Raw genomic sequence first — 21,875 nt, forward strand, 5'->3', positions numbered from 1 at the left:
GACCTCCCCCACGCCCTGCTGTCCTTCACCGTCATCCCCTTCGTGGCCTACATGGCCACCTGGACCGGCTGGTTCGCCTCCGCCAACGGCTACGGCCGCAACTGGGACCAGGCCACCTCCTCCGGCCCCTTCTTCTTCCTGTTCGACTCCATGCGCTCATGGATCCAGTACCAGTGGCAGGTCTTCACCTTCCACAGCGGGGTGCACGAGTACCACCAGTACATGTCCGACCCCTGGACGTGGCCGCTGCTCGTCCGCCCGGTGTCGTTCTACTACCCCGCCGACGTGCCGCCGTCGGCGTGCGGGGCCTCCGCGTGCGCGCAGGCGATCCACGGGACCGGCACCCCCGCCCTGTGGTTCGGCGCGCTGCTCGCGCTGGCGGGCACGGCCGTCCTGTACGGCAGGAGCCGCGACTGGCGGGCCGGGGCGGTGCTGCTGGCGTACGCGATGGGCTGGCTGCCCTGGTTCTACTACGCCCTGGCCGACGACCGCACGATGTACCTGTTCTACATGCTGCCGGTGGTGCCGTTCATGGTGCTGGCGGTCGTGCTGATGGCCGGGCTCGTGCTCGGCCGGGCCGACGCGCCGCCCACGCGCAGGGCCGTCGGGGCGGCGTTCGTGGGCGCGTTCGCGATGATCGTGCTGATCAACTTCTGGTGGCTGCAGCCGGTGCTCACGGCCGAGACGCTCACGCAGACACAGTGGTGGGCTCGGATGCTGATGCGCTCTTGGGTGACCGCCGCCCCCAAGTGACGCCCTTGCGCAGCGTGATGGCCGCCGCGATGCAGGCCAGCGGGACGGCCGGCAGCACGTAGCGGTAGTCGAACTCGGCCGTCGCCGCCGGGGCCAGCAACAGCCCGAACGCCCCCAGCCAGGGCAGCGCCACCGGGCCGCCGAACCTGCGCCAGCGGACGACGATGCCGTACAGGCCGATCAGCATGATGCCGCCGAGCATGATGCCGCGCAGGAAGAAGATCTTCTGGTAGCCGCTCATGATGTCCGCCCACGGGTGGACGATCCTGGTCTCGGGGGGGCCCTGCTCGTAGCTGAACGCGTCGGTGTCGGTGTGGCCGCCCCCGTAGGAGGACCACTTCGGCAGGCGCTTGGGCCGCCCGGTGTCGTCCACCTCGTAATAGGGCTTGAACTGGTACATGTTGTACGTCGACTCGTCCGGGAAGCGCGGCCGTCCCCAGTGGAAGGAGCGGAAGAAGTCGCGCGCGACCACCTTCAGGTAGTCGCCCGGCTGGGACAGGATCGCCCGCGTCGCGAACGCGCTGGCCGCGTCGTTGGTGATGCCGCTGAACTTCTTGTTGATGCCCCACCGGTGGAGGACCTCGCCGGTGCCCGTGCCGTCGCCGTTGCCCTGGCCCCACAGATACCACTGTGCGTAGTCTTTGCGCTGGTTGACCGGGTCGTTGATGCACAACAGGAGAAGCTGCACCTCCTTGTACTTGTCGATCTTCATCTCGTTGCAGTCGGCGAAGATCGCGGTACGCATGTAGAGGATGAGCCCGTCGCTGTTGGTCATCGCGAATTTGCCGTAATTTGTCGAAAACCAACCCATATAGCTAAGAACGGGAACCGCGCACGCCGCGATGACCGCCACGATGGGCCGCCAGCCGGTGCGCTGGACGATCAGGTAGAGCACCACGAGCCCGAGGATCGGCATGCCGATCGACCGGGTCAGCCAGGTCAGCGCGAGCAGCAGCCCGACCACGATCCCGGCCCGCCACGACAGCCGCCGCTTCCACAGCACCAGCGTCACCACGCCCACGACCAGCAGCGTGAACAGGGTGTCGGACATGACCATCTGCTCAAGCTGGATCTGGTAGGCGTCGAACAGCACCGGCGCCGCCGCGAGCGTGGCCGCCCACTTGGGCAGCGCGAACTTGCAGCGCAGCAGGGCGTAGATGAGCGCGGCCGCGGCCAGGCCCATCAGGTGTTGCGTGAAGATGGCGAGCGTGAAGCTGTGGAACGGCTTGAGCAGCATCAGCCAGAAGCTGTAGCCGTCGGGCCTGATCGGGTGGGGCCTGGGGTGCAGCGCCACGTTGACGTACTCGTAGGAGTCGTTGAACCACATCGCCGGGCCGTAACCGAGCATGGTGATCAGCCGCAGCACGGCGCCGACGCCGAAGGCCACGGCGAACACGCGATGACGGCGCACGAGGGACAGCACGCGAGCTGCCCGGCCAGGAGCGGAGTGGTCCACAGGGGTAATCTCCGCGACGCTCACCATGCTGTAAAGAATGCCAGTCGTTTTTAGGTCTTGACCCGAGCACGCCGGGCACAGGGCATGATGGTTCACTGGAAGAGCCTTATTACTGAAGGGTTGAGACGTGGAACTGACGGTGGTCATGCCCTGCCTCAACGAGGCGGAGACCGTGGAAGTCTGTGTGCGCAAGGCATTGGCGTGCATGGAGGAGCACGGAATCGAAGGGGAAGTCCTGATCGCCGACAACGGCAGCACGGACGGCTCGCAGCAGCTCGCGCGTGATGCCGGTGCCCGTGTCGTCCACGTCGACGAGAAGGGCTACGGCAACGCCCTCATGGGCGGCATCCGCGCCGCCCGCGGCAAGTACGTGATCATGGGCGACGCCGACGACTCCTACGACTTCACCTCGTTGCTCCCGTTCGTCGAGCAGCTCCGCGACGGCGCCGACCTCGTGATGGGCAACCGGTTCAAGGGCGGCATCGCCCCCGGGGCCATGCCCCCGCTCCACCGCTACCTGGGCAACCCGGTGCTGTCGTTCATCGGCCGGCTGTTCTTCCCGTCGGCCATCGGCGACTTCCACTGCGGCCTGCGTGGCTTCCGGCGCGACTCCATCCTGCGCCTCCACCTCCAGACCGGGGGCATGGAGTTCGCCTCCGAGATGGTCGTCCGCTCCACGCTGTCCGGCCTCGACGTGCGCGAGGTGCCCACCACGCTCTCGCCCGACGGCCGTTCGCGCCCGCCGCACCTGCGCTCCTGGCGCGACGGCTGGCGCCACCTGCGCTTCCTGCTGCTCTACAGCCCCAAGTGGCTGTTCTTCTACCCCGGCGTGTTCCTGATGGTCCTCGGCCTGATCGCGGGCACGGCGCTGACGTTCGGGCCGGTGGAGATCGGCGAGCTGGCCTTCGACGTCGACACCCTGGTCGGGTCGTCGGCGCTGGTCGTGATCGGCTTCCAGGCGGCGCTGTTCGCGGTGTTCACGAAGGTCTACGCGGCCGAGGAGGGCTTCCTGCCCGAGTCGCGGCGGATCCGGAAGATCATCGACATCGTGACGCTGGAGAAGGGCCTCGTGGTCGGCGGCCTGCTGGCGCTGGCCGGTCTGGTCGGCCTGGTGATGTCGCTGGTCCACTGGCAGGTGCGCAGCTTCGGCGCGCTCGACCCGCGCGAGTCGCTGCGCATGGTCGTCCCGGCCGCCACGGCGCTCGTCATGAGCTTCCAGACGATCTTCGCCTCGCTGTTCATCAGCATCCTCGGCATCCGCCGTACCAAGGAGAGCTCGATCGACGTGGCCGCCAAGGCGGCCGAGGAGGCCGCTGAGGCGGTCTCCCTGGAGAAGTCCAAGCGCTAGGGTCCTCCGCGTCCCGGTGGGAGCCGGCGCCGGCCACGTGCCGGCGCCGGCTTCCGTCTTTCCGCGCGGGGGTTGGGGGTTTGGACGAGGAGCGGGGCCGGGCCCCGTAGGCTTAGGTCATGTCCCAGCACATCTTGACCGCCGTCGCGTGGCCGTACGCTAACGGCCCCCGCCACATCGGGCACGTCTCGGGTTTCGGCGTGCCGTCCGACGTCTTCAGCCGCTACCAGCGGATGGCGGGCAACAAGGTGCTGATGGTGTCCGGCACCGACGAGCACGGCACTCCGATCCAGGTGCAGGCCGACAAGGAGGGCGTCAGCGCCCGCGAGCTGGCCGACAGGTACAACAGGGTGATCGCCGAAGACCTGACCGGTCTCGGGCTCTCCTACGACCTGTTCACCCGGACCACGACGAAGAACCACTACGCCGTCACGCAGCAGATCTTCAAGGGCCTCTACGACAACGGCTACATCTTCCCCAAGACCACGATGGGCGCGATCTCGCCCTCGACCGGCCGTACCCTCCCCGACCGCTACATCGAGGGCACCTGCCCCATCTGCGGCTACGACGGCGCGCGCGGCGACCAGTGCGACAACTGCGGCAACCAGCTCGACCCGATCCAGCTCATCAACCCCAAGAGCCGCATCAACGGCGAGACCCCCGTCTTCGTCGAGACCGAGCACTTCATGCTCGACCTGCCCGCCTTCGCCGAGGTCCTGGGCTCCTACCTGCAGTCCAAGCAGGGCGAGTGGCGGCCCAACGTGCTGAAGTTCGCCCTCAACCTGCTCGGCGACCTCCAGCCCCGCGCGATCAGCCGCGACCTCGACTGGGGTGTGCCGATCCCGCTGGAGGGGTGGCGCGACCAGCCCAACAAGCGCCTCTACGTGTGGTTCGACGCGGTCATCGGCTACCTGTCGGCCTCCATCGAGTGGGCCAGGCGCTCCGGCGACCCCGACGCCTGGCGTCAGTGGTGGCAGAACCCCGACGCCCGCGGCTACTACTTCATGGGCAAGGACAACATCGTCTTCCACGCCGAGATCTGGCCGGCGATGTTGTTCGGCTACAGCGGCATCGGCGCGCGCGGTGGCTCGGCCGGTGAGCTCGGCGCGCTCGACGTGCCGTCCGAGGTGGTCTCCAGCGAGTTTCTGACGATGGAGGGCAAGAAGTTCTCCTCCTCCAGGCAAGTAGTAATTTACGTGCGCGACTTCCTGGCGCGTTACGACGCCGACGCCCTGCGCTACTACATCGCGGTGGCCGGCCCCGAGAACCAGGACACCGACTTCACCTGGCAGGAGTTCGTCAACCGCAACAACGGCGAGCTCGTCGCCGCCTGGGGCAACCTGGTCAACCGGTCGATCTCGATGGCGTCCAAGAACTTCGGCGTCGTGCCCGAGGCCGGCGACCTGACCGACGCCGACCGGGCCATGCTGGAGCGCTCGCGCAACGCGTTCGCCCCGGTGGGCGCCGAGCTGGGCAGGTCGCGGTTCAAGAACGCGATCACCGAGGCGTTCGACGTCGTCCGCGAGGCCAACAAATACCTGGCCGAGCAGGAGCCCTGGAAGCTCAAGGACGACATCGAGCGGCAGAAGTCGATCCTCCACGTGGCCCTCCAGGTCGTCGACGACGCCAAGACGATGCTCACGCCGTTCCTGCCGGGCTCGTCCAACAAGGTCTTCTCGATGCTCGGCGGCCAGGGCGTCTGGTCCGGCATGCCGGAGATCCGCGAGGTCGACGAAGACGGCGGCGCCCCCTACCCCGTCATCACCGGCGAGTACGACGGCGCCGCGCGCTGGGAGCACCGGCCGATCAAGCCCGGCACCCCGCTCGCGCCGCCCGTGCCGCTGTTCAAGAAGCTCGACCAGAAGGTCGTCGAAGAGGAGCTGGGCCGGCTGGCCGACTGAGGCCGTAGTCCTTGAGCGTGATGGCGGAGGCGGTCTTCCTGACCGACTTCGCTATCACGCCCTTCCACGGCAGATACGGCATGATCTTGTAGTTCTGGTTCATGAACCAGGCCATCAGCCGGTTCTCCGGCACCATGAACTTGCTGACGCCCACGGCCGACTTCTGGCAGCCGGTGGCGTAGGCGCGCACCTCCTGCTCGTAGCGGGCGAACGCGGTCCGGTGGTCGCCGCCGGCCGCGGCCAGCTCGCCCGCCAGCACGTGCGCGCCGACCAGCGCGAGGCCCGTGCCCATGCCCGACAGCGGCGACGGGCAGCAGGCGGCGTCGCCGATCAGCGCCACCCGGCCGCGCGACCACGAGTCCAGGTGCACCTGGCTGGTGGAGTCGAAGTAGAAGTCGTCGGCGTCCCACATCCTGCGCAGCAGCTTGGGCGTCTCCCAGCCGACCCCCCGGTACGCCTCGGCCAGCAGCTCCTTCTGCCGGGCGACGTCCCGGCGGTCGTGCTCCAGCGGCGGTGAGCCGAAGTAGAACATGGCCTTGGCCTCGGTGTTGTTCCTGGCGCTGTAGAGGCCGACCGTCTTGCCGGGCGTGCTGTGGAGCAGGCCCGTGTGGTCGAGGCCCAGGTAGTTGTCGAGGGTGAACACCGCGCAGTAGAGCCCGAGGTGGCTGGTGACGGCGGCCTCCGGCGCGTCGAAGGCCAGCGAGCGCACGTTGGAGTGCAGGCCGTCCGCGCCCACCACGAGGTCGAACCTGCGCGTCGCGCCCCGCTCGAACGTCACCGTCACCCCGTCCGCGTCCTGGGCGAGGGAGGTGATGGAGTCGCCGAAGACGTACTCGGCGCGGTCCTTGGTGGCGTCGTAGAGGATGCGGGCCAGGTCGCCGCGGAGGATCTCGACGTCGCCGGAGAACAGGTCGCCGGGCACGGAGGCGAGCTTCTTGCCGGACTCGTTGACGTACGACATGTCGCCCATGTGGGTCTGGAGGCGCTCGACGTCGGCGAGGATGCCGAGGGCGCGCAGCGCGGTCATGTGCGCCTCGCCGCGGAAGTCGACGGAGTAGCCGCCCTCACGCAGGGCGGGGGCGCGTTCGACGACGGTGACGCGGTGGCCGGAGCGGATGAGGTGGAGGGCCAGGGCGGGACCGGCGACGCTCGCGCCGGAGATCAGGATGTCCATGCCCGAGAGCCTGCCGGGGCCCGCTCACCGCCCCCTCACCCCACGCTCACCGCCCTCTGTGCCCTTGCTCGGGGTATCCCGCGTCTCAGGCCGGGTCGTGGAGCGGGAAGTCGTCGAGGGAGTGCAGGGGGGAGGCGTCGATGACCTCCGCCGGGACGCCGGCCAGCATCAGCGCCTCCCGGTGGGAGAGCCGCGCGCCCGCCCGCCGCGCCCCCGCGTACCCCTGCTCGCCCAGCGCCTCGCGCAGCCGCCGCGACAGCCCGGCGACGTGCTCGTCCTCGGGCACGTCGATGCCGCGGATCGCGACGGCGGCGCCGAGCAGCGTGGCCGCCGCCGCCGGGTCGTCGTCGAAGGCCAGCACCGCCAGCGCCTCGATCGCCCTGACGCTCTCCGACAACGCGCCCGAGGTGACCGTGCTCTCCATCGCCCGCAGGTAGGAGGCCCGCGCCCCGGCCGTGTCGCCCTCGGCCGCGGCCAGCCGTCCGAGCCCGACGAGCAGCCTGGCCATGTTCCCGGACGTCTTCACCCAGACCGGGTCGGACCGGCGCAACGCATCCTCGTAGAGCTCCCGGGCCCGGACCAGGTCGCCCTCGCGTACCGCCACGTCGCCCAGGCCGCGCAGGGCCGCCGGCAGGATCGCGCCGCCCGTGCGCCCGGCCAGCTCCGCCGCGCGCTCGTAGTCGGCCCGCGCGCCGGCCAGGTCGTGCCGGATGCGGTAGTCGCCCCGGTTGCAGTAGTGATCGGCCAGGTCCTCCTCCGCGCCGAGCTCCTCGGCCAGCGTGATGGCCTCCTCGGTGCGGGCCAGCGCCGTGGCCTCGTCGCCGCACGTGCTGGCCAGCCAGGCCAGCGCGTCGAGCGTCATCGCCGAGCCCCAGCGCTCGCCGAGGCCGTGGAAACCCTGGAGGGCCGCCTTGAGGTCCGCCTCGGCGGCGGCGAACTCGCCGGCCGCCATCCGCGGGTAGGCCCAGATCAGCCGGGTGGCGGCCGTCTCCCACGCGTCGGGGCCGCGCTCGCCGCGCCGGATCAGCGCGATCGTGACGGCGGGGTCGACCGACGCCGAGGTGACCATCGGCCACAGGCAGGTGACGACCGGGTTCCGCAGGCCGTCCGCCGCGATCATCGTCTCGGCGCCGTCCTTGTGGCGCTCCCACAGCTCGCGCCGCCCGCTCGCCGCGGTGAGCAGGGTCAGCAGGTACGCGTCCCCCAGCGCGGGATCGGGCCGTGGACCGGCGGCCTCCAGCAGGGCCGCCGCCGCCTTGGCGGGAACCGTGCGCATGCCGCGCATCCACAGCGAGAACGTCTGCGCGGCCAGCAGCCGCATCCCGAGCGCCACCTCGCCCTGTTCCACCGTCCAGCGCAGCGCCGCCTGGAGGTTGTCGTGGTCGGCCGCGAACCGGGCCAGCCACGGCAACTGCTCCGCGCCCCGCAGCCGGGGATCGCCCTCCTCGGCCAGGGCGAGGAAGTACGCGGCGTGCGCCCGCCGGAAGGTCGCGGCCTCCGCGCCGAGCCGGTCGGCGCAGAACGCCCGGATCGTCTCCAGCATGCGGTAGCGGCCGCCCGACACCTCCAGGAGCGACTTGTCGGCCAGCGAGTCGAGCAGGTGCTCGGGCAGGCCGCAGACGGCCGCGGCGGCGGCCGCGGTGGCCCCGCCGGAGAAGACGGTCAGGCGCATGGCCATGGCCTGTTCGGGCTCGGTGAGCAGCTCCCAGCTCCAGGCGACGACCGCGCGCAACGTCTGGTGCCGGGCGTCGGCCGTCCGGCTGCCGCGCAGGCTGAACCGGCCCTGACCGGCCAGGCGTTCGGCCAGCTCGCCGGCCTCGTGCGTACGCATGCGGGCGGCTGCCAGCTCGATGGCCAGCGGGAGGCCGTCGAGCGCGGCGCAGATGCGTTCGACCGGCTCACCAGGGGTGAAACCAGGACGTACGGCCTTGGCCCGGTCGGTGAAGAGCGTGCGGGCGTCGGAGGGGGTGAGGGGGCGTACCGGCCACAGGTGCTCGGGGGTGATCGCGAGCGGCTCGCGGCTCGTGGCCAGCACGCGCAACGCCGGGCACGCCGACAGCAGCCGCTCGGCCAGCGCCGCGGCCTCGCCGACGACGTGCTCGCAGTTGTCCAGGACCAGCAGGACCGGCCGATCGGCGAGCACCGCGACCAGGCGGGCCAAAGGATCAGGCTCACCGGACGCGCCCAGCGCCGCGGCCCCCAGCAGCGCGCCGTCGCGTACGCCCAGCGCCGCGAGGACCGCTCGCGCGAGATCGGCCCCCGGGCCGAGCGGGGCCAGCTCGACCAGGACGGCGTCGCGGTGGTCTCTGGCCAGCTCGACCGCCAGCCGGCTCTTGCCCGCGCCGCCGGGGCCGAGCAGCGTGACGAGACGGGCGGCGGCCAGCAGCGCCCGGACCTCGGCCAGGTCGCCGTCGCGGCCGACGAAGCTGGTGAGCCTGCCGGGCAGCGGCACCGCCGCTGGGCCCGTCCCGGCCCGGGGCGCCGGGGGCGGGGTCGGGGGCGAGTCGGTCGCGCCGCGCAGGAGAGATCGGTGCAGGGCGGCGAGCTCGGGGGAGGGGTCGGCGCCGAGCTCCTCGGCCAGCAGCCGCCGGGTCTCCTCGTAGAGCACCAGCGCCTCGGCCGGCCGGCCGTCGGCGCGCAGCGCCCGCATGAGCTGGCCGCGCAGCCGTTCGCGCAGGGGGTGGCGCTGGACCAGCTCGCCCAGCTCGGGGATGACGCCCTGGTGGCCGCCGCAGCGCAGGTCTGCCTCGATGCGGTCCTCCAGCGCGGCCAGGCGGCGCTCCTCCAGCGGCGCGCCGTGCACGGGGTCGAGGTCGGCGAAGGCGGGCCCGCGCCAGAGGGCCAGCGCCTCCCGCAACAACGTCCCGGCCAGGGCGGCGTCGGCCCGGCCTTCGTCCGCCCTGTCGGTGTCGGCTCTGGCGGCGTTCGCCCTGTCGGTTTCGGCGGGGTGGTGGCCGAGGAGGGTGGCGCGGCCGGCGTCGGCGAGGTGCAGGAAACGGCCGGCGTCGATGTCGCCGGGGGCCGCCGGCAGCCGGTAGCCGGCGGGCGTCAGCTCGACCGGGATCCCGTCGCCCCGCAGGCGGGAGACCTGGGAGTGCAGGGCGTGCTGGGCGTTCTTCGGCGAGCGGTCGCCGTACAGGAGGTCGATCAGGCGGTCCTGGCTGACGATCTCGCCCGGACGGACGAGCAGCAACGCCAGCAGCGCGCGCCTGGCCGGACCACCCAGAGGTACGTCGACGCCGGCCGCGTCCCATGCTCGGGTGCTGCCGAGAATGCCGAAGCGCATGGAGGCTACTTTAGATGCGTGAGCAAGATTCCCGCCGCGCCCGAGCCGCTTTCCGCACCGGTGTTCGACAGCCACTGCCACCTGGACATCATGGTCGGCAACAGGCAGGCGTCCTCGGGCGACCCGGTGGCCCAGGCCGCCCAGGCGGCGGCGGCCACCGTGCGGTCCATCCTGCGGGACGCCCGCGAGGTCGGCGTGACCAGGCTGGTCACCATCGGGTACGACCTGCCCTCCTCGCGCTGGAACGCCGAGGTGGCGGCCGAGCAGGAAGGCGTGTACGCCGGGGTCGCCATCCACCCCAACGAGGCCCACGAGGCGACCCCCGAGGTGCTGGCCGAGATCGAGTCGCTGGCCGGGCAGGCCGACGTCCGCGCGGTGGGGGAGACCGGCCTCGACTACTTCCGCGACTGGGCGAGCAAGGACGACCAGCACGCGAGCTTCCGCGCGCACATCGAGATCGCCAAGCGCACCGGCAAGGCGCTGGTCATCCACGACCGGGACGCGCACTACGACGTCCTAAAGGTGCTGGCCGAGCAGGGCGCGCCGGACAAGGTGGTGTTCCACAGCTACTCAGGGGACGCCGAAATGGCGAAAAAGTGCGCGGAAGCCGGATATTTCATGTCCTTCTCCGGGCCCGTCACCTACAAGAACGCCGGCTACCTGCGCGAGGCCGCCGCCGTGGCCCCCATGGAGCTCCTGCTCGTCGAGACCGACGCCCCCTACCTGCCGCCGGTCCCGTACCGGGGCAAGCCCAACGCCCCCTACCTCATCCCGCTCACCCTGCGCTGCCTCGCCGAGGTCAAGGGCGTCCATCCGGACGAGTTGTGCGCGGCGATCAGCACCAACGGAGTCACGGTCTTCGGCGAGTGGTGACCATCTTTCCGTTCGGCTTTTCGTGAAGCGGTGGAGGCGGGCGCGCCGCCGCCGCTAGCGTTCGGGCGGTCCCTGGCCGTTTCCGGAGGTGGTTCGTGCGAGGCAGGAGGCGTGCGCCGCGTCCGCGGATCCCCTGGCGTTCTCCGTGGACGCCGGTGGTGTGCGTCCTGGGTACGCTGGCCGCCGGCCTGCTGGTCGCGGCCTCGTACCTGGTCAAGGACGTCGTCGTGGTCGTCGACGGCACGCCGGTGGCGATCCGCGGCTTCGCCGCGCGGGTGGCCGACGCGCTCGGCGAGGCGGGCGTGTCCGTGGGGCAGGGCGACGTCGTGCGTCCCGCCCTGAGCGAGAGCATCGCCGACGGCTCCACCATCGAGGTGCGCCACGCCCGCCTGATCACGCTGACCCTCGACGGCCACACCACGACCCACCTGGTCACCGCCACCAACGTCCGGGACGCCCTGGCCGAGCTCGACGTCGAGGCGGCGGCCGGCAGCCTGTCCGCGCCGCCCGGCCGTCCGGTGCCGCTGTCGGGAATGTCGCTCACGGCGTACACCGAGCGCAGGGTCTACGTGGTCGCGGGCGCCACCCGGCTCGCCGCGCGCACCACGGCGCGTACCGTCCGGCAGGTGCTCAGGCAGGAGCGCGTCGTCGTCCGGCGCGGGTCCATGGTGCGCCCGCCGCTCGACAGCTTCCCCGAGGACGGGACGGTCATCACGGTCATGCCGCCGCGAGCCGTACAGATCCCGTGGGAGGTGACCCGGCTCGACTGGCAGGCGCTGGCCGCCTGCGTGGCGCGCGGCGACCCCCGGGCGTACAACCCCGACGGGCCGTACTACGGGATGTACCAGTTCAGCCTGCCCATGTGGCAGGCGGTCGGCGGCGTCGGCCTGCCGAGCGCCTGGCCCGAGGAGGAGCAGACCTACCGGGCGCAGCTGCTCTACCAGCGGGTCGGCGGCCGGTGGCAGACCCAGTGGCCCAACTGCGGCGACCGCCTGTTCACCTGACGCCACCCTGTCCGGGGCCCTGTCCGGCCCCCTGTCCGGCCCCCTGTCCGGCCCCTGTCCGGCCCCCTGTCCGGGGCCCTTTCCGGGCCCCGGCTCGGTCACCCGGCCAGTGAGGTGCCGAAGTCGGTGCCCTTGGGGGGTTGCACCGACTGCACGTCGTCGGCGTTGCGCGGCGCCACCGCGACCTTCCCGTACGGCGGCCCGTCCGGCTGGCCCACGAAGAGCTTGTTCCCGCTGAAGGCCACCGACCAGCCGAACAGCCCCTCGGCCGTCGCGAGCTTCCGGTCGTCGGCCGGGTTCTTCCACGAGAACACCTGGACGCCGCCGCCGTAGGGCGCGCCGACGGCCAGCCTGCCGTCCGAGGAGGCGGCCATCGAGAAGCCGAACGCCTGCTTGCCGCCCTGCTTCAGCATCCTCGTCTGCTTCCTGCTCGGGTCGAGGAGCTGCACGTAGCCGGGGCCGGGCGCACTGACGGCGTAACCGTTGCCCTCGGCGTAGGCGACCGCGTAGCCGTACCGGTCGCCGGAGGCCTTGGTGGGGGAGTCGAGCTTGAGGCTCACGATCCGGGGAGCCAGCACGTCGTCGATGAAGACCACCGACCCCGAGTCGATCTTGCCGGCCTGGACCTGCCGCCCCGCGCCGTCGTCGTTCTCGTACGGGACGCCCACGACCAGGCCGTTGCGCGGCCCGATCGCCAGCGACCAGCCGAACTGGTCGCCGACTTCGCTGTTGCCGCGCACGTCCACGGTCTCCTGGCTGATCCGGCGCAGCGCGCCCGAGCCCTGGCGCACGTAGACGGCGCCGGCGTCCTCGATCTGGCCGTCGTCCTCGTAGGGCGCGCCGATCACCGCCAGGTCGCCCCTGGCCGCCAGGGACCAGCCGAAATGCGCGAACCGCTGCGGCTGCGGGGCGGTCAGGCGTTGCGGGGGCCCGGCCTTGCCTCCGTAGACGACGTAGACGCTGCCCGCGTCCTGCTCGCCGTCCACGTCCGCGAAGGGGGCGCCGATCAGCAGGTCGGCGCAGGAGTCGCCGTTGACGTCGGCCAGCCGTACGGACCAGCCCAGCCCGTCCCCCTTGACCGGCCCCGGCACGGCGACGGGGGTCACCTTGGCGCCCGACAGCAGGTGGACCGACCCCTTCTGCCCGTCGCCGAACGGGTCGCCCACGGCCACGTCGTCCGCGCCGTCACCGTCGAAGTCGGCGGCTCCGGCGCAGGCCACCGCCGACGCGGCGGCGGGCGCGGGTGACAGGACGCCGCCGGCGGCGAGCAGGACGGCCATCGTCACCGCCCGGAAAGCGCCGGCGGAAAGCGTTCGGACGGGGCTCACAGGGCGACCTCGATCTGTCGGCCGTTCTCCAGCATGGTCGCGGACAGCTTCACGGGTTTGCGATAAGGCGCCAGGTCGAACACGAAGGCGCCGTCCACCCGCCCGCCCGGCTGGAGGGCCGGGGGCAGGGTGACCGGGGCGGGGTCGTGCTCGCCGCCCTTGTCGTCGACCATGGTGACGACCGGCCGGACGAGTCGGCGGCGTTCACCGCCTGGATTGATCACGGTCCAGTGGACCACGCAGAGCTGCCCCTTCGTGGTGGTTTGCCCCTCGAACTCCTTCAACCCGCACTCCGGCGCCTCCGGCACGACCACGACTGGGTCGTCGAAGTTCCCGCCCAGCGCGAACCTGCGGCCCACGTCGCCCGGACGCGGGTTCGTCACGGCCCTGGAGGGACTGTTGGAGGTGGCGACGGAGGAGGGGGTGCGGCCGGAGTTCACGATCAGGACGGTGACGGTGACCACGATCGCCAGGACGGCGGCCGCGGCGGCGATCAACCAGCGGGTGCCCTTCGTACGGGTGCCGCCCAGGGTGTCCGGTTCGTCGGGGGCATACGTCAGGACGCCCGGGTCCGTGCCCTCGCCGCTCCGGGGCCCGAGGCCGGATCGATGCTCAGCGGCGGATCGACGCTCGGCGCTGGATCGATGGTCGGCGGTGGATCGACGCTCGGCGGTGGATCGGGGGCCGGTGAAGGGTTGGGACTCGGTGGCGGGCCGGGTGTCGGTGGTCGGCCGTGACTCGATGGTCGGGCGGGACTCGATGGGGGGCCGTGACTCGGTGGTTGGCCGGGACTCGGTGGGGGGCCGCGACTCGTAGGGAGGCCGCGACTCGGTGGTCGGCCGGGGACGTGCCGGTTGCCCGCCCGAGGCGGACTGCCTGCGTGCCAGTTGGCGGGCCTGCTCAAGCTGGCGCTCCTGCTCCTGGCGGCGGGCCTGCGCCTCGGCCTCCCAGCGGGCCAGCTCGTCGCGGGCGGCCTGCTCCTCGCGCCGCGCCAGCTCGTCCGGGGACGCCTGCCGCGCCCCCGCCTGCCCGCCCGCTAAGTCGGCGGCCCCTCCGGAAGCGTTCCGAACATCGGGCCCGGCATCGGCCCCGAACGCCCCAGGCACCTTGGGCCGCCCCGCCCCCGCTTCCGGCCGCGGGGCGGTACTGGGGCCGGGGGTACGCGCGCCCGTCGCGTCGCTCGGCGGCGGGGTGGTGAACGTGGCCGTGACGTCGGGCTCGTCCACGACGTTCTGCGGCGGCTCCCAGTCGGTCAGCATCTCCGTGGCGACCAACGTAGGCGGATTGTCGGAGAGAGCCGGAGTGCTCCCGCCCACCAAGGCGATCAGAAGCTCCTGGGCCGTGGGCCGATGGGCGGGATCCATGGCGGTGGCACGGCGTACCAGCTCGTTGAGCGGCGCGGGAAGCGCGCCGAGCTCGGGCGGCGTGTTCAGCACGCGGGTCGCCATCGTGATGGGATCGCCCCGCCCGAACGGATGCCGCCCGTTGCCCGAGTACGCCACCAGGCACCCCCAGGCGAAGATGTCCGCCGCCGGGGACACCAGCTCACCCCGCACCTGCTCGGGAGCCCACCACCCGGGGCTGCCCAGCAGTTCCCCGGAGAGCGTGAACCCGGTGTCCCGGTCCAGCGCCCTGGCGATCCCGAAGTCGATCACCCGCGGCCCGGACAGCGACAGGATGACGTTCGCCGGCTTCAGATCCCGGTGCACCAGCCCGGCCACGTGGATCGCCGCCAGCGCCGCGGCGACCCCCAGCGCCACGCCGTGCAGCGGCCCCGGGTCGAGTGCCCCGAAAGTCGCGATCTGGTCGGAAAGGGGAGTGCCCGCGATGTACTCGGTCACCATGTAAGGACGTCCGTCCCCGGTGTTGCCGTTGTCGAGCACCTGAGCCGTGCAGAACGACGCCACCCGGCGCGCGTTGTCCACCTCGGCGTGGAAGCGGGCGGCGAACCCCTCCTGGTTGGCGAACTCCGCCTTCACCACCTTGAGCGCGACGAATCGCCCCGTCGGGGCCCTGGCGAGGAAGACGGTCCCCATGCCGCCTTCGCCGAGTCGTCCGAGCAGGCGGTAGGGCCCGATCTCCCGCAGATCGGTCGGACGGAGCGGCGCGGCGCCCGTTGGCTCCATCAGGGACGTCCCTTCCTGTTCCACGCCATCCTCTCCTTAGGTCTCCCCCATCCGCCATCGCAGGTTCTTCGATGCGGGAGACTGGTTGGATGATGAGGCTGTTGGGCCCTGCAGAAATACGTATTTTGGCGAACAAGCTAGATCTTCGCCCCACGAAAAAGCTAGGCCAGAACTTCGTGATCGACGCGGGGACCGTCCGGCGCATCGTCCGCGTGGCCGACCTGTCGGCCGACGACGTGGTCATCGAGGTCGGGCCCGGCCTCGGCTCGCTCACCCTGGCGCTCCTGCCCGAGGCCGCGCACGTGGTGGCCGTCGAGATCGATCCGGTCCTGGCCACCCAACTGCCCCTCACCGTCGCCGAGCGCGGCCCGTCCGACCGGCTCACGGTCGTCAACGCCGACGCCATGAAGATTTCCCTCGACGACCTCGCCGGTCACGACCCCACGGCCCTGGTGGCCAACCTCCCGTACAACGTGGCCGTCCCCGTGGTGCTCCACCTCCTGGAGACGCTGCCCTCGCTGCGCAAGGGCCTGGTCATGGTGCAACTGGAGGTGGCCGACCGCCTCGCCGCCGGTCCCGGCTCCAAGGTGTACGGCGTGCCGTCGGTCAAGGCCGCCTGGTACGCCGACGTACGCCGGGCGGGCCCGGTCGGCCGTACGGTGTTCTGGCCCGTCCCGAACGTCGACTCCGGCCTGGTCTCCCTGACTCGTCGCGAACCGCCGGCCACCACGGCCACCAGGGAAGAGGTCTTCGCCGTCGTGGATGCCGCCTTCGCCCAGCGCCGCAAGACCCTGAGGGCCGCCCTGGCGTCCTGGGCCGGAAGTCCGTCCCTGGCGGAAACGGCACTGAGAGCCGCCGGTGTGGACCCCTCGGCCAGAGGCGAACAACTCACCGTCGACTCCTTCGCCCGAATAGCCGAACAAAAGCCCTAACCCAACCCACCCCAAATGCCCAAGCCCCACCCCCCGAGCCCCCACTAGGCACCCCCTCCACTCCCCAGGGCTTGGCATCCCGTGACGCCCGCACCCCCTAGGCGCCCCGCCTCACGTCACACGCGGCCTCGGGGCGTCCACCTGGCGTCGGCTCCCCTGCGGCCTCAGGGCGTCCGCCTGGCGTCGGCTCACCTGCGGCCTCGGGGCGTCCACCTGGCGTCGGCGCGGCGAACCTGCACAGCCCCCACACGCCCCCCGCCTTCCGCGCAGGCACGCCCCCGTCCTTCCGCGCAGGCACGCGGCCGCCCTTCCGCGCAGGCACGCGGCCGCCCTTCCGCGCAGGCACGCGGCCGCCCTTCCGGGCAGACGCGCGCCCGGCCTACATCCACTCGTGCTCGCACGAGGCCTCTGACACCGGGCGGCTGTCCACAACCCAAGACGCTCAACACCCACCCATCCACAGAACCCCGTTCGGCCCCTCCGCCCCCGCTTCACCCACGTGATCCTGGCTCTCGTCCCTCATCACGACGAAGGAGCCACTGATGAACACCCGCCACCACATCACCCAACTCTCGATCATCCTCAGCAGCGGCCTCCTGACCGTCACAGGAGCCCACCCCACCCTCGCCAGAGCCACCCCCACTCCATGCCTCAGGGCCACCATCACCATCCCCGCCGCCGGCGCCGCAGCAACCGCCACCACTCGCTGCCCGGCCCCCCACCACCCCAAGAAACCGAAGCCGAAAAAACCCAGAAAGCGCCCGAAGCACAAGGGTGAAATCGCAGCCGCCGCCGCCCTCTCCCAGCTTGGCGTCTCGTTCTCCTGGGGCGGCGGCTCCTCAAGAGGCCCCACCATCGGAGTCGGCACCGGCGCGAACACAAGAGGCTTCGACTGCAGCGGCCTCACCCTCTACGCCTGGTCCAAGGCCGGAGTAAGGCTCGCCCACTACACCGGCACCCAGTTCCGCCAGGGCCGCAGAGTCCCCCTCGCCTCCAGACGCAAGGGCGACCTCCTCTTCTTCGGCGGCCCCGGCGACCCGACCCACGTAGCGCTCTACCTGGGCGACAACACCATGATCCACGCCCCCCGAACCGGCGACGTAGTACGAAGAACCAACTTCCTGACCTCCGCCTACTACCGAACCGCCTACCGAGGAACCATCCGCCCCGCCTGACACCACCGCACCGTCAGCACAAGGAACACCCCAACCCCCGAACACCCACCAACCATGGTCGCCAGCCAACTCCGGTCGCCCATCAACCAGGGCGCCCATCAACCAGGGCGCCCGCCGCCCAGGGCGCCCACCAACTGCTGACGACGCACCCTCCGGCAGGCGGCCATCCACCCCGGACGCCGACTCATCACCTGAGAGCAACCACCACGAATCAGCGCTGCGACCGGCTACAACCCTGAGCAGCGCCACGGGCCGCGAACCAGCGCTGCGACCAGCCACTTACCCCGAGCAGTGCCACGGGCCCCTGCCGTCCACCTTGACCAGCACCACAGGCGCTCACCTTCTACCCCCGAGGCGACTGCCGCTCGCCCTCATCAGCGCTACGGGCGCCCACCGTCCACCCGATCAGCGCCGCAGGCGACTGCCGCTCACCGGGACCAGCACTACAGGCGCTCACCTTCTACCCCCGAGGCGACTGCCGCTCGCCCTCATCAGCGCTACGGGCGCCCACCGTCCACCCGATCAGCGCCGCAGGCGACCGCCGCTCACCGGGACCAGCACCGCGAGCGCCCACCACTGACCCTGACCAGCACCGGAGGTGAGCGCCCGCCCCGACCAGCACCCAAGAGGACCGCTCCGCCGCGAGCGCCACCTACCGCCCGGCGCAGACCGCCACCAACTCCTTCACCACCGACGCGAGCAACGCCTGATCCTCAGCCCCCGCCGGCTCATACTCCATGAGCCCCAACCCCACCACCTCGAACCGCTCAGCAATGGCCCTCACCAGCTCCAGAAGCTCCTCAGGCCGGAACCCCTCAGGCGTAGGAGACCCCACGCTCCCGAAGAGTTGCGGATCCAGCACATCGAAGTCGACATGCACATAAACAGCCGTCCGCTCCCCGCCCGCCGCCGCCGCAGCACCGACAGCCTCGACCAGAGCCTCCGCATCCGCCGCCCGAACCCACCGCACACCCCGAGCCTCGACGAACGCGACCTCGGCCGGATCCAGATCACGCACCCCCGCCAGCACGACCTGCCCGGCCCCGACCGGCTGCCCGGCCACCAGCCCGTCAGGCCCTTCACCGGTCAACGCCCTCAGGACCATGCCGTGAAAGGCCCCCGACGGTGACGACTCCGGCGTGTTCAGATCCCCATGCGCATCGAACCAGACGACGACCAGCCCATCCCCGAACCTCCGCCGCGCCGCCGCCACCGGCTCCAGTTCGACACCGCAGTCCCCACCCGCGGTGACCAGAAGCCCGTCCCACCCAGCCTCGACGACCGCAGCCCGAACCCTGGAAGCAGTGACCACCAGATCATCGTCATCGACCTCGACCTGAATCCGACGATCCGCGTCCACCATCTCCGCAACCAGCCGGGCCCCCTCCCGCAGCCGCTCAGCCGTACGAGCCCCGGACCCCCGCCACTGCGGCACCTCGACAACCGTCACCTCGGACACGAGCACCTCCACATCAAGTAGGTCCTCTCAGCATCCCAAGGACGAACCAATGCCGACCACCACAAACTCTGCTGAACCAGATCGACGAGTGCCGCATGAAGGCCCCCGCAGGCCGTCGTCCCGGACGGGGGCACACCGTCCCGCCGCCACCCAGGTCCGCCTCGGCCAAATCCCGCACGTTCAGCTCTCAGAGCCTGCCGACAAAGGCTCAGGTGTGGCGGCGGCGCCGATAGTAGGCGTAGGCCAGGGCGAGCACGATCGGGCCCCACAGGTTCAGCGGGCTGATGCATGCCGCGGCCAGGATTTCCCACCAGACGTTCTCGTAAGCGACCTGGTCAACGGTTCCGACCCATTGAAGCACCGTCTGTACCGGCAGCATCGACAAGATCGCACCGCCGGCCACCGCGGCGATGATCGCGGCCATCGGCCGTACGCGACGCCCCCCGAGGAACGGGATCCAATTCGGGACGACCTCTCCCCACCGGCGCACGAGGCCGATGCACAGCAAGGCCGCCAGCTCCGACAACACGCTGAGCCCGAGGATGTACGGAAGCCTGATGATCCACAGCGCCGGCATGTCCGTGTCGTGGACTTGACCCATAGGGAAGTTGAAGGCGAACGGCAGCCTCCAAAAACACGAAGGAAGCACCAGCCAGGGAAGCGCGTAGGCGGCACGCAGGGCCCAGCGCGGGACGGGCCGTTCGGTGTCGCTGGCGGCCGGAGCTTTGTGCAGCAAGTTGATCGTCATGGTTCTACCTCCAGGACTGTCCGGATGAGTAGCCGGCGTGTACTCGATCTTGGTGATTCATCCGGCCGTCGGCGGCGAGACCGGCCAGCAGCCATCTCTCCCGCGTCTGCTTCTGCCGGCCCGCGCCCTGCCCGAGTGCTCCGTAAACGGCGCTTGACAGCAGCACGCCGGACATCGGTTTCCGTACCATCGCAGCCTCCTGGCCTCTGGAATCAGCACCCAGACTGCGCTCGCGCGGCGAGGAAGACATCTGCCGATCGGCTGATTCGCCGGCCCCGGCGCTGCTCTAAGGTGCCGCCCATGAGACTTCTCGCAGGCGGGCTGGTGGCCGGCGCGCTCGCGCTCGCGTTCGTCCTGTGGCCGCTCCCGAGCCCGCTCGTCGTCGTGCCCGCGGTGCTCACAGCCGCAGCCATGTGGCTTGTCCGGTGGCCGAGGGCACGCCCCCGCCTCGCGGCGATCACGGCGGCCGCCGGTGTGACCGGCGCGGCGTGCACGCTCGTCTGGTTGGCCGATCCCGGCACCGCGGGCGGACCGTCGACCTACGTTCACACGGTCGCCGTGCTCACGTTGATGACGCTGACCGTGCGCTGGGCCGCCGTACGGCAGGCGGTCCCGGCGGTGGGGGTGGCCGCGATCTCCCAAGCGCTTCTGGCGTTGCAGATCACCCAGCCACCGCCGTCGGGCCTCGACGCGGTCGCCCTCACTCTCTTCTGGTCCATCGGCACGGCAGGCGCAGTCGGCCTCGGCGCCTATCTGCGTGCCCTCGATCGGCGCCGGGTCGAGGCGGTCAGGCGGGCCCGCCGCGCCCAGCGGCTGCAGCTTGCCCGCGACCTGCACGATTTCGTCGCCCACGACGTCAGCGCCATGGTCCTGCAGGCACAGGCGGCGCAGATCCTGCTTGACCGCGATCCGTCCGAGGCCGTGGCTGCACTGCGGGCGATCGAGGAGGACGGCTCGCGGGCGCTGGCGTCGATGGACCGGACCGTACGCATGCTGCGCGAGCTGGAGGGCGACAGCGCCCCCGCCGAGCCGCTGCCTGGCCTCGACGACCTGCCCGATCTGGTACGGCGTTTCGCCGACGCGGGCTTCCCCGACACCGAGATGCGCGTCGAACCGTCCGGCCCGGTGCCGCGCGAGGTCGCGACAACGACCTACCGCATCGTCGTGGAGGCGCTCACCAACGTCAGGAAGCACGCGCCGGCCGGGTCGAGCGTCACCATTCAGGTGAGCGACGAGACGGGGCCGGTCGTCGTCACCGTGGCCGACCATGCACGCGACCTGGCCCTGCCGCGCCTGCCGTCCGCCGAACGCGCCGGCGTCGGCCTGGCCGGGCTGGCCGAGCGGGTGCAGGCGCTGGGCGGCACGTTCACCTCGGGCCGCGCCGTCGGCGGCGGCTGGGTCGTGAAGGCGGTGTTCCCATGACCATCCGGGTTCTGATCGCCGACGATCAGCCGGCCGTCCGGCGCAGCTTCCGCACGATCCTCGCCGCCCAGCCGGACTTGGAGGTGGTGGGCGAGGCAGCGGACGGCGTGGCCGCGCTCGACCTCGCCCGCGAGCTCCGGCCGGACGTGGTCGTCGCCGACATCCGCATGCCGCGCATGGACGGGCTCGAACTCACCCGGCGCCTGGCCGGCCCCGAGACGCCATCGCCGATGCGGGTGATCGTCGTGACCACCTACGACCTCGATGAGTACGTGCACGCCGCCCTCCGTGCAGGAGCCTGCGGTTTTCTGCTCAAACACGCGGGGCCGGTGCTCCTCGTGGAGGGCATCAGAGCGGCAGCCGCCGGCGATGCCTTGATCAGCCCTTCGGTGACCGTACGGCTGCTGCGCCATCTCACCCCGTCACCCGCTCGTACCGGCGTACCGGGTGAACAGCCGCTGAGCGACCGCGAGCTGGAGATCGTCAAGCTGGTCGCCGCAGGGAGATCCAACCCCGAAATCGCCGCCGAGTTGTTCATCTCGGCAGGCACCGCCAGGACCCACGTGGCCAACGTCCAGCGCAAGCTCGGTGTGCGCAACCGCGTGGGCATAGCCGCCTGGGCCTGGGAACACGGCCATGCGTGAACCCTGAGCGAGCGCCTGCGGTGACGCCGACACCGTTCGATCGCGGCGACGGTACGGCGGGCGGCGTACTGCTGTGTCGCCGGGTAGTACGTGTCGTAGACCGCCTCGAAGCGATCTCGCTGTGTCACAAGTTCTCCTAGCGAAAGGTGCCGGACACAGTGGTAAGCGTCCGGGACCAGCCCGCCTGTTGCACCACCGCCCACAACGCCCACAACGGCCGCGACGCCGCCGAAGCAGCTTCCCCGG

Annotated in this window: 15 protein-coding genes and 1 pseudogene; 9 read left to right on the forward strand and 7 right to left on the reverse strand. The window is 71.2% G+C overall.

From position 1 onward, the window contains the following. Positions 1-753 (forward strand): annotated as a pseudogene (locus ACWEJ6_RS34055) (phospholipid carrier-dependent glycosyltransferase); the annotation flags it as partial. Here the strand turns inward: ACWEJ6_RS34055 and ACWEJ6_RS34060 are convergent. Further along, positions 689-2,176 (reverse strand): hypothetical protein, encoded by a 1,488-nt coding sequence (locus ACWEJ6_RS34060; protein ID WP_452429111.1) that lies wholly within the window; start codon positions 2,174-2,176, stop codon positions 689-691. The pseudogene ACWEJ6_RS34055 and the gene ACWEJ6_RS34060 sit on opposite strands and share 65 nt — an antisense overlap. Before the next feature lie 160 nt (positions 2,177-2,336). Between ACWEJ6_RS34060 and ACWEJ6_RS34065 the strand changes: the two genes are divergently transcribed. Together ACWEJ6_RS34065 and metG are read left to right on the forward strand one after the other, a co-directional pair. Beyond that, on the forward strand, positions 2,337-3,557 hold the full coding sequence (locus ACWEJ6_RS34065) for a glycosyltransferase (protein WP_387676865.1): 1,221 nt from the start codon (positions 2,337-2,339) through the stop codon (positions 3,555-3,557). 119 nt (positions 3,558-3,676) lie between these two features. Beyond that, positions 3,677-5,458 (forward strand): methionine--tRNA ligase, encoded by a 1,782-nt coding sequence (gene metG / locus ACWEJ6_RS34070; RefSeq protein ID WP_397161445.1) that lies wholly within the window; start codon positions 3,677-3,679, stop codon positions 5,456-5,458. On the opposite strand, the gene ACWEJ6_RS34075 is transcribed toward metG, so the two are convergent. Together ACWEJ6_RS34075 and ACWEJ6_RS34080 are read right to left on the reverse strand one after the other, a co-directional pair. Beyond that, on the reverse strand, positions 5,403-6,632 hold the full coding sequence (locus ACWEJ6_RS34075; protein ID WP_452429114.1) for an FAD-dependent monooxygenase: 1,230 nt from the start codon (positions 6,630-6,632) through the stop codon (positions 5,403-5,405). The genes metG and ACWEJ6_RS34075 overlap by 56 nt on opposite strands. A gap of 85 nt (positions 6,633-6,717) precedes the next feature. Beyond that, the gene (locus ACWEJ6_RS34080) at positions 6,718-9,918 is read right to left on the reverse strand and encodes an ATP-binding protein (RefSeq protein WP_452429116.1); all 3,201 of its coding nucleotides are present in this window, start codon (positions 9,916-9,918) and stop codon (positions 6,718-6,720) included. Between the two features lie 18 nt (positions 9,919-9,936). On the opposite strand from ACWEJ6_RS34080, the gene ACWEJ6_RS34085 reads away from it, so the two are divergent. Further along, a complete protein-coding gene (locus tag ACWEJ6_RS34085; protein ID WP_452429118.1) occupies positions 9,937-10,791 on the forward strand; it encodes a TatD family hydrolase in 855 nt (284 codons plus the stop codon). A gap of 158 nt (positions 10,792-10,949) precedes the next feature. Then, entirely contained in the window at positions 10,950-11,795 is an 846-nt protein-coding gene (locus ACWEJ6_RS34090) for a resuscitation-promoting factor (RefSeq protein WP_387676880.1), read from the forward strand. Between the two features lie 98 nt (positions 11,796-11,893). On the opposite strand, the gene ACWEJ6_RS34095 is transcribed toward ACWEJ6_RS34090, so the two are convergent. Together ACWEJ6_RS34095 and ACWEJ6_RS34100 are read right to left on the reverse strand one after the other, a co-directional pair. Then, the gene (locus tag ACWEJ6_RS34095; protein ID WP_452429120.1) at positions 11,894-13,123 is read right to left on the reverse strand and encodes an FG-GAP-like repeat-containing protein; all 1,230 of its coding nucleotides are present in this window, start codon (positions 13,121-13,123) and stop codon (positions 11,894-11,896) included. Beyond that, positions 13,120-15,273, reverse strand: a complete 2,154-nt coding sequence (locus tag ACWEJ6_RS34100) for a serine/threonine protein kinase (protein ID WP_452429122.1) — start codon at positions 15,271-15,273, stop codon at positions 13,120-13,122. The genes ACWEJ6_RS34095 and ACWEJ6_RS34100 overlap by 4 nt, the downstream gene beginning before the upstream one ends. 68 nt (positions 15,274-15,341) lie before the next feature. Between ACWEJ6_RS34100 and rsmA the strand changes: the two genes are divergently transcribed. Both rsmA and ACWEJ6_RS34110 read left to right on the forward strand, forming a co-directional pair. Further along, the gene (gene rsmA / locus ACWEJ6_RS34105; protein WP_387677464.1) at positions 15,342-16,181 is read left to right on the forward strand and encodes a 16S rRNA (adenine(1518)-N(6)/adenine(1519)-N(6))-dimethyltransferase RsmA; all 840 of its coding nucleotides are present in this window, start codon (positions 15,342-15,344) and stop codon (positions 16,179-16,181) included. 542 nt (positions 16,182-16,723) lie between these two features. Next, complete coding sequence (locus ACWEJ6_RS34110) at positions 16,724-17,356, forward strand: NlpC/P60 family protein (RefSeq protein ID WP_452429124.1); 633 nt, start codon at positions 16,724-16,726, stop codon at positions 17,354-17,356. A 652-nt stretch (positions 17,357-18,008) separates the two neighbouring features. On the opposite strand, the gene ACWEJ6_RS34115 is transcribed toward ACWEJ6_RS34110, so the two are convergent. Both ACWEJ6_RS34115 and ACWEJ6_RS34120 read right to left on the reverse strand, forming a co-directional pair. Beyond that, the gene (locus ACWEJ6_RS34115; RefSeq protein WP_452429126.1) at positions 18,009-18,815 is read right to left on the reverse strand and encodes an arginase family protein; all 807 of its coding nucleotides are present in this window, start codon (positions 18,813-18,815) and stop codon (positions 18,009-18,011) included. A gap of 208 nt (positions 18,816-19,023) precedes the next feature. Next, positions 19,024-19,563, reverse strand: a complete 540-nt coding sequence (locus ACWEJ6_RS34120; RefSeq protein ID WP_452429128.1) for a hypothetical protein — start codon at positions 19,561-19,563, stop codon at positions 19,024-19,026. A 300-nt stretch (positions 19,564-19,863) separates the two neighbouring features. On the opposite strand from ACWEJ6_RS34120, the gene ACWEJ6_RS34125 reads away from it, so the two are divergent. Then, complete coding sequence (locus ACWEJ6_RS34125; protein WP_452429130.1) at positions 19,864-20,985, forward strand: sensor histidine kinase; 1,122 nt, start codon at positions 19,864-19,866, stop codon at positions 20,983-20,985. Continuing rightward, on the forward strand, positions 20,982-21,629 hold the full coding sequence (locus tag ACWEJ6_RS34130) for a response regulator (protein ID WP_449940505.1): 648 nt from the start codon (positions 20,982-20,984) through the stop codon (positions 21,627-21,629). The genes ACWEJ6_RS34125 and ACWEJ6_RS34130 overlap by 4 nt, the downstream gene beginning before the upstream one ends. The last annotated feature ends 246 nt before the right edge of the window (positions 21,630-21,875 follow it).

Source organism: Nonomuraea sp. NPDC004702 (genome assembly GCF_053601695.1).